This is a genomic window from Sphaerospermopsis sp. FACHB-1194, assembly GCF_014696235.1.
Taxonomy (GTDB): domain Bacteria; phylum Cyanobacteriota; class Cyanobacteriia; order Cyanobacteriales; family Nostocaceae; genus Sphaerospermopsis; species Sphaerospermopsis kisseleviana.
In genome coordinates this window covers 1-8,181 of sequence record NZ_JACJPU010000085.1, presented here as the reverse complement: position 1 = coordinate 8,181, position 8,181 = coordinate 1, and the positions used below count along the sequence as shown (strand labels likewise).

The 8,181-nt window shown below is 39.2% G+C and carries 7 protein-coding genes and 3 pseudogenes; 4 read left to right on the top strand and 6 right to left on the bottom strand.

Annotated elements, in window-relative coordinates; genetic code table 11:
• Both H6F45_RS25520 and H6F45_RS25515 read right to left on the bottom strand, forming a co-directional pair.
• Positions 1 to 270, bottom strand: a pseudogene (locus tag H6F45_RS25520) (hypothetical protein); the annotation flags it as partial.
• Positions 271 to 481: 211 nt separating this feature from the next.
• Positions 482 to 769, bottom strand: a pseudogene (locus H6F45_RS25515) (DNA polymerase I); the annotation flags it as partial.
• A 196-nt stretch (positions 770 to 965) separates the two neighbouring features.
• Between H6F45_RS25515 and H6F45_RS25510 the strand changes: the two are divergent.
• The gene (locus H6F45_RS25510) at positions 966 to 1,442 is read left to right on the top strand and encodes a low molecular weight protein-tyrosine-phosphatase (RefSeq protein WP_137668982.1); all 477 of its coding nucleotides are present in this window, start codon (positions 966 to 968) and stop codon (positions 1,440 to 1,442) included.
• 55 nt (positions 1,443 to 1,497) lie between these two features.
• Here H6F45_RS25510 and H6F45_RS25505 read toward each other — a convergent pair whose 3' ends face one another.
• Positions 1,498 to 2,181 (bottom strand): response regulator transcription factor, encoded by a 684-nt coding sequence (locus H6F45_RS25505; protein WP_096569125.1) that lies wholly within the window; start codon positions 2,179 to 2,181, stop codon positions 1,498 to 1,500.
• Between the two features lie 232 nt (positions 2,182 to 2,413).
• Here H6F45_RS25505 and smpB point away from each other — a divergent pair, with 232 nt between their 5' ends.
• Positions 2,414 to 2,881, top strand: coding sequence for an SsrA-binding protein SmpB (gene smpB, locus H6F45_RS25500; RefSeq protein ID WP_096569128.1), 468 nt, complete (start codon positions 2,414 to 2,416; stop codon positions 2,879 to 2,881).
• A 119-nt stretch (positions 2,882 to 3,000) separates the two neighbouring features.
• A complete protein-coding gene (locus tag H6F45_RS25495) occupies positions 3,001 to 3,279 on the top strand; it encodes a WGxxGxxG family protein (RefSeq protein WP_096569131.1) in 279 nt (92 codons plus the stop codon).
• A gap of 112 nt (positions 3,280 to 3,391) precedes the next feature.
• Here H6F45_RS25495 and H6F45_RS25490 read toward each other — a convergent pair whose 3' ends face one another.
• From H6F45_RS25490 to cofG, 3 genes are all read right to left on the bottom strand, one after another.
• Positions 3,392 to 4,804 carry an IctB family putative bicarbonate transporter gene (locus H6F45_RS25490; protein ID WP_190348751.1) on the bottom strand — a complete coding sequence of 471 codons (1,413 nt, stop codon included), beginning with the start codon at positions 4,802 to 4,804 and terminating at the stop codon, positions 3,392 to 3,394.
• Between the two features lie 209 nt (positions 4,805 to 5,013).
• A complete protein-coding gene (locus tag H6F45_RS25485) occupies positions 5,014 to 6,564 on the bottom strand; it encodes a GAF domain-containing sensor histidine kinase (RefSeq protein ID WP_137668984.1) in 1,551 nt (516 codons plus the stop codon).
• Positions 6,565 to 6,878: 314 nt separating this feature from the next.
• A complete protein-coding gene (cofG, locus tag H6F45_RS25480) occupies positions 6,879 to 7,796 on the bottom strand; it encodes a 7,8-didemethyl-8-hydroxy-5-deazariboflavin synthase subunit CofG (RefSeq protein WP_190348750.1) in 918 nt (305 codons plus the stop codon).
• Between the two features lie 198 nt (positions 7,797 to 7,994).
• Between cofG and H6F45_RS25475 the strand changes: the two are divergent.
• Positions 7,995 to 8,181: pseudogene (locus H6F45_RS25475) on the top strand (photosystem II q(b) protein); the annotation flags it as partial.

The window sequence follows — 8,181 nt, the reverse complement described above, 5'->3', positions numbered from 1 at the left end:
TTGTGGTCTGGTATCCTGTGTTGTTTCATAAATACTTGACCACTTACGACGAAATACTGGAGACAGTGATAAGTCTGCCAGACTGTAGGCGTTGCGTGTCAGCAATATTGCATCCGTCATTTCAAATATTGCGTCTTTTGCCCTACATAAACAATCATAAGCTGCTTGACGGAATTCCATAAGTTGTGTAAAAACATCTATAGTGGTTATATGAGAATTGGTTGTGCTTTTTTCATTTTCCGCTATGGGGGTGTCTGTTCTTACAGGCATCCCTTGATTTTTTTGCAGTCCCTTTCACTAATGATCGCTCTCTTTTAGTCTAAAGTCCAGATCTAAACCACTACAATTTTTGAGCCAGTCACCCTATGCAGCTACGACTTTCTTTTCAGGATTTACGCAACTAGCACTACTTTATTCACCCACTGCCTTCACAAAGTACAGCCTTAGCGATCACTCTTCCCCATAACTAGCAACTTGGGTTAGTACCATTACCAGTCAGCGATAATTGTTGTAAATTCATCCCTGGTACTATCAGCGATTCATAGTAATAGGAAGGAACTAATTTATCAGCAATTAATTTCGTATCTTCCAAGTCATAAATTAGGTATTTTCTGATTTTTTCCCATCCTTGAGAACCTGCACCTTCACCCCAACAATGTTGAATTTCTTGGGGTGTTAAAACTAATCTAGCAGATTCTCGCAATCCCATTTCTATGACTGCACTTTTTAGGGAATGTTGATATAGTGCTTTATTGACAAAAGCCCATCTCCGCCAGCAATGAGGGGGCTATAATGTATATCATGACCAAAGAATCCGCTGTATTAATAAAAATCATCAAAATACCTTTATTTGTCGAGATTGTGGGATGTTTATTTAAATATAAATCTTGACTTATTGTGCTATTTGATCATAGTTTATTACATAGTAGATTAAATCATTTACCTAAAAGGATTAACCCCGAAAAATGTCTTACAAGTTACTATTTGTCTGCCTTGGTAATATTTGCCGATCGCCTTCGGCAGAAAATATCATGAATCATCTGATTGATCAAGCTGATCTGAGCGATAAAATTTACTGTGATTCTGCTGGTACTTCTAGTTATCACATTGGTAGTCCACCTGACCGCCGCATGAGTGCTGCTGCATCTGCTAAGTTGGGAATTAAACTACTTGGGCAAGCTCGTCAGTTTCAAAAATCAGACTTTCAAGAGTTTGATTTAATTTTGGCGATGGATAAGGATAACTATCAAGATATTCTCGCTGTTGACCGTTCTGGAGAATATCACCATAAGGTTCGTTTGATGTGTGATTTTTGCTCTCAACACGATCTCAAAGAAGTTCCAGATCCCTATTATGGCGGAACAGAAGGATTTAATCAGGTGATTGACCTCCTCATGGATGCTTGTTCAGGTCTGCTAGAATATGTGATCAGAGACTGGTGACTGGTGACTGGTAACTGGTAAAAATCTTTTCTTCCCCTGCCTCCTGCCTCCTGAACTACTCTACAAGACCATGCTTGATGGCAAAACGCACCAGTTCTGCGCGATTACTGGTTAAAGTTTTTCTCAATAAACTGCTGACGTATTTTTCAACTGTGCGCGGACTGAGGTGTAGTTGATTACCCATTTCGGCGTTAGACAACCCGTGAGTCAATAGTTCTAAGACTTCCTGCTCTCTTGTAGTTAATGATAATAACAACTGAGAATTGACAATTGGTGTTGATAAATGATTTTGTCCGTGTATTGATTTTATCAGGTTAGACCCATCTAAACTTTCTTGATAAGAGAAGCGGTATTCTGATTGAATAATTTGCGATCGCTCTAGTAAATTACGAATAGCTGCGGCTAACTCTTCTAGTTCAAAAGGCTTAGGTAAGTATAAATCACATCCTGATTGATAACCAAGAATTCTTTCTTGGGTTTTGGTTCGGGCTGTTAACAAAATTACAGGTAACAACCTAAACTCAGCTTGTTGACGCACCCGACGCACCAGTTCATAGCCGTTCATCTTTGGCATAACAATATCTGTCACCATCAAATCAGGATGGTTCTTTTCCACCATAGACAAAGCCTCTTGACCGTCATCAGCCATGATCACCGAATAGCCAGACAGTTCAAGATAATCACTGATAGACAGACGAGTGCCGAGGTCGTCATCCACTACAAGGATCTTCAAGGGCATGGACAGTACACCCCTAGCATTTTTCTTACTCAATATTTTGCTATTATATGCTTAGGAAGTGTTCATAAAATTTAATGTTATTTTAAATTTTAATAATGTTACACTAATAGATTGAATTAAATAGAAAATATAATGTAAAATTCAATTAGTCGAAATTCATTATTCAAATTACAAATGTTTTAAACAACGAAGTAAAACGACTAAGCAATATTTAACATAAAGCAGATTTTCAATGAGTGACAAAAACGAAGGTTATAAAGTAATTAGCGACAATCGCCAAGCTCGTTATTTGTATGAAATCCTAGAAACCTACGAAGCGGGAATACAGCTGGCAGGTACGGAGGTAAAATCAATACGGGCTGGTAAAGCAAATCTCCAGGATGGCTATGCGTTGATTCGCAATGGTGAAGCATGGCTAATAAATGTACATATTTCTCCCTATACCTCTAGTGGACAATATTTTAATCATGAACCGCGTCGGACTCGTAAATTACTGCTGCATCGGCAAGAACTCCGCAAGCTAATTGGTAAAGTAGAACAGCAGGGTTTAACCTTAGTGCCGTTAAAAATGTATCTGAAACGAGGCTGGGTAAAAGTCAGCATCGGTTTATGTAAAGGGAAGAAAATTCACGACAAGCGGGAAAGCCTCAAACGCCGTCAAGATCAGCGTGATATTCAACGAGCAATGAAAAATTATTAGCTAAATATACCCTGAGCCTGATTTACAGCCAACTCTAGATTATAGCCGCAGATTGATTTGGCAAATCGGAGGAATAGATACATTGGTGAATATCCGAGTCGGTATAAGGCACTTTCACCATGAAACGTAATTTCACCAAAACCATTGGCGCTGGAGTTCTGACGCTAACAATGGGAATTGTACTCTTAAATTTACCCGCACAAGCCCAAGTGACTCAACCTAGAACAGACATTGTACCAGACAGGACTGTTTATTATGATCGTAACGATGTTGATTGGGGTTGGCTGGGATTAATTGGCCTGTTGGGTTTAGCTGGTTTAGCCGGTAAAAAGCGTGGAGAAGAACCAACTCGTTATCGTGATCCTAATGCACCAGGAGCTACCAGTTACAGAGACTAACATCAACATCAATTTTAGATTTTAGATTTTAGATTTTAGATTTTAGATTTTAGATTTTGGATTATGAGTAAGTGTTTCATAAGCAAAACATCTAAAATCCAAAATTGTTAGCTTAGGCTGTCGGTTCTGGGTGGACTTGATTTATTTGAGAAGTTAAAGGAGTCCAATAGCTGGCGACTAAAGCAGCCATTAACCACCAAACGGTATTAACTTCAGGACGATACCAGACAGTATCTACTGTGCCATGAGCGAGCATACCGAGCAAAGTTGCGATCGCCCCAATTAACCAAAATCCATCTTTACTTCTCAAATTTAGGAAACGGCGCATTTGCATAAATGCCGTATTCAAGATGACAATTATTAACCAAAGAAAACAAGCTAAACCCAAAAAACCTGTTTCTACAGCCGTCTCCAGGAAAATTGAATAGGCACTCAAAGCAGTATAACGGGGACGTTGGTAAAGAGGATAAACTTTATTGAAAGAATTGTGACCAGGACCGATACCAATAATGGGGCGATCGCGGATCATTTCAAAAACAGCATCCCAGACATTGCGGCGAAAATTATTACTACTATCTTGACGATCTGCAAAAATACTAAAAACTCGCAACCGTACAGGTTCAACAAAAATCACTGCCAACACCAATACCCCAATCAAACCCCCTACAATAATTGGCAATGACCAAGTGCGCCAAAAAGGTGGCATTTCCACACTCCACCAATAAACCAACAATGCCATTGCAGCCAAAAGCCCCACCACCAAACCAATCCAGCCCCCACGACTAAAAGTAAGAACTAAACAGGCTGTATTAACAACAAACATTGTTAGTGCTAAAGCTTTCCTAATCCAACCTTGCCAAGCAAAAATAGCCACCAAACTTAAAACAACTGCTGGTATTAGATATCCAGCCAATAAGTTAGGATTACCTAAATAACTGTAAACCCTGGTAGTTTTAGCCAAACTGGATTCTGGATCAACCCAAGTAGCCAATGCTTTAGCGCCAAAAAACCATTGCCGAATTCCATATACACTGACAATCAGAGATATATGTAAGTAAAGAGTAATCAACCAAGACCGCAACCGGGAAATTCTGAGAACTCTAGCGCATAGAACAAAAAGCAATAAATAGAGTGTTAACGTTACCAAATCACTCAACGCGGCCTTTTTCACTGGTGATAAAGCTGTAGCTGCCACAGCAATAAACCAATAGAGCAAAACTAGCAGATGAATTGGCGTGACCGAAGCTGCATTTGTCAGACTTGTATCATCAGATAAAGTCAATAGCACCCATAACCCCACGCCAGCTACAAGCAGCAAACCGATTAGGGTACTAGAAACAAAAGGTGCAAGAGCATAGATAAGACTAAGTAGAGCAGCCGCTATCGTATCTCCCCACTGCATTAAAATACTGGTTTGTCGCCAAGGACGTAAAATCCCCACAATCAACCGATGCAGGTAACTGGTATCCAGATATTCTCTGAGCGGTACAGAGGATAAAGTCAATCTTTGCCAGACTAAATTCATAAACAAGGTTGTGATCAACTAGCACCTAATTGTAGAACTTAGCCTTAATCATAATCCGGTGATTGGTAATTGGTGATTGGTAATTGGTAATTGGTAATTCAATGAAAGGATTTTGGATGAAAGGATCTTGGATTGTTTTTGTCAATTCCAATCTAAAATCTAAAATCTAAAATTTTCTTCCCCAGTCACCAATCACCAGTCTCCAGTCACTATTTAGCGGAATTAGCCGTTGGCAGTGGCAAAGAAATTACATAGCGATATCCTGATTCTGGAGAACCTTGGATGGAAATTTGGCCGCCATGTAGTTCTGCCATCTGACAGCTGAGTAACAAACCCAGTTTTTCACGAGACAGATTCACAGAAGTATTACCTAAATCCTTATCTGATCTATCAACCAAGATTCCTAATTGCTGCTCAATCAAATTGGCTGACTTTTCCCAATTTCCTGGGGCATTATTCTTATTTTCTAAATCAGAATCATACTTTTCAGACTTACCCAAGATTTCTGATATGGACAAAGAATCAAGACGTAAATAAGAGTCAATTTCACCGTTTCCATCTCCTACTCCTAACCAGGGATGGGAAACCCAAATAGTAATACAAAGCGTATTTTCTTTATAAGAAATATGAACACGAACAATACTACCTGTAGTAGAAAGTTGAATAATGCTAAACAACAGGTTATACAAAATTTGTCGCACCTTATCTTTATCTAAAGGCCAAATGCGATTGTGTCCTGGTTCTATAGACAAGCGAATTTCTTGATTCCGACGGACAGCCACTTCTGATAGAGTGTTGATAGCTTGTTGACACAGCATTTCAATATCTACAGGAGCTAAGTTCAGCACATTAGAATTATCACTTAATATTCCTAGTTCGGTAATTTCATTGACTAAAGACAATAAGTAGCGTCCACTGTGTTGGATAATCTCTAGATATTCTCGCTGCTTTGTTGTTAAAGGCCCATAAATTTCACGTGCCAGAACACCAGCCATCCCCAGTACGGATGTTAAGGGTGTACGCAATTCTTGAGTTAGTTGGCCTAAGAGTTCTAGTTTCAGTTGCTGAGTAGAATTACAAACATTTTCTAGAATGGGTGGTGCGATTTTCAAGTCAATTGCCTGTTCTTCCTGGAATGGCAAGCTAGGAATACTTGTACTGGGAATACTTGTAATAGTGCTTTTTTGGAATTGACCTTGCAACAATCGGTTGCGTTCAAATTCACTCATGCACCAACGAGCGATGATTTGCAAAAACTCAATTTCTCGATCTGTAAAATTGCGTGGCTGACGATTCATGACTGCCAATGCACCCAAGCAGTATCCTGAAGCATCAATTAATGGCGCTCCCAAGTAGGAACGGATGCCATATTTTTGGACTAACTTACTGGTAGATATTGGTGTATTTATTGCTGCTTTTGTATCATTAATAACTAATGTTTGAGAATTTTCTACCACCTGAGAGCAAAAAGAATCCCGTCGTAATAATTGACGTTTTTGTGCTAGATCATTCATGAGACCTAATCTTGATAAACCCACTGATGATTTGAACCAGTGAACTTCTTGGTCCATAAATCCCAAAATAGAAATTTCTGCTGCCAAAAAGTGAGCAGCTGTTTGAGTAGCTTCTTCAAATACCGGAATTGTTTCTGGTTGCCGTAAACCCAAGTCTAACAATACTCTGATGCGTTGTTCTTCTTTTGTGTCTAAACCATTCCAACCATCATTGGGGGCAAATAGTTTGTTTTCAGGCTCTATCATTGCTACTGCTACCTTGATACTTGCTACATACTGTAAGTTGTGTAACCGCTGGGATGAGGTTACTATTTCCTATGTTTCAGCATTCCCCAATTTCACTTGGGATTAATACGTTGGAAAAAATTTTTTTGCTACTAGCAGTATCAGGCTAAAGTCAGCCTACACAGATAATAGTAAAACCTTGTTGGTGCATTGCTTTTTTACTCTTATTTTATACTTCATGGACTAGCAAAAGGCTGTGATATACACTTTTTCAATTTCAAATTGCCTAAAATCCCTGACCTGTAATATTTTCATGTTTATTCAGCAAACCCTAATTACCTATTTCTTAGAAACTGAGGATAAACAGGCAACCTGGTTACTAACTCCCAGCCCCCAGAGTGTAAAATTTCTCTTAATCTCTGAACCTGTAAATGGGGATAATCTGGGTTAACTTCATCTTTTGGACCTATACCCCCCAAATCTCTCGCACCTGCATCTAAACACGCTAGTAACCAATTTTCATCTAGCACTAAATTAGGCGGAATTTGAATTGTAATATTTGCGGGTAAAATTTCCCGTGCTTTCCTGATCACGTGCGGTAGTTGATGAGGATCAAAAGCTTCTGCGTTAAAGGTTTGCTGACTTCCCGGACTGTGGGGTTGCAAAATAACTTCTTGTATATGTTGATAGCGTTGATGCAACTCAGAAATAGCTGTTAAAGTTTCCCAGCGATCATCTTCACTTTCTCCTATTCCCAATAACAACCCAGTCGTAAAGGGAATTTGCAACTCTCCCGCCCATTGTAATTGTTGTAAACGCACTTGAGGTAATTTACTAGGTGCATGACGATGAACAGTATTTAATAACTTGGGTGTCAACTGTTCCAACATCAACCCCATCGAAACAGTAACATTTTTCAGCTTTTCCATTTCCGTAAAACTCAGTGGTCCGGCATTGGTATGGGGTAAAAATCCCATTGATAAAGCTAAAGTACATAAATCATAAATAAGCTGAAACCACTTTTCCCGCCTTGATGATAAAGGATGGACTTCACCGCTGAGAATGAGTATTTCACAGACATTTTGATTTTTTAAAGGTAATAAAATATTCTCTGCTTGTTCTAGCGTCATCCAAGGAAGTGAACCTGGTTCAACACGAAAATTACAATAACTACATCTATTAAAACATTCGTAAGTAGGAACAAGAGTATATGCAGGACTATAAGTGACTACCTTGGGACTAGATGAGAGCATTTTTACAATCCAGAGAATAGGTTTACAAAAATATAAAGCCTGTAACCCTTACTATATCTAGGTTTTCTGATCCTGTGAGAAAAATTTTAAAAAATATTACGAAAACCCCTTTACAAATCGAAATATTTGACCTACTATAAAGTCATCAGGTAGAAACACCTACCAAAACATACATACATAAAACGCAATCATAAGAACATGACAACCGCCATTCAACAGCGCCAAAGCGCCAACGTATGGGATCGTTTTTGTGAATTCATCACCAGCACCAACAACCGCCTTTACATCGGCTGGTTCGGTGTATTAATGATCCCCACCCTGTTAGCAGCAACCACTTGCTTCATCATCGCATTTATCGCTGCTCCTCCCGTTGACATCGACGGCA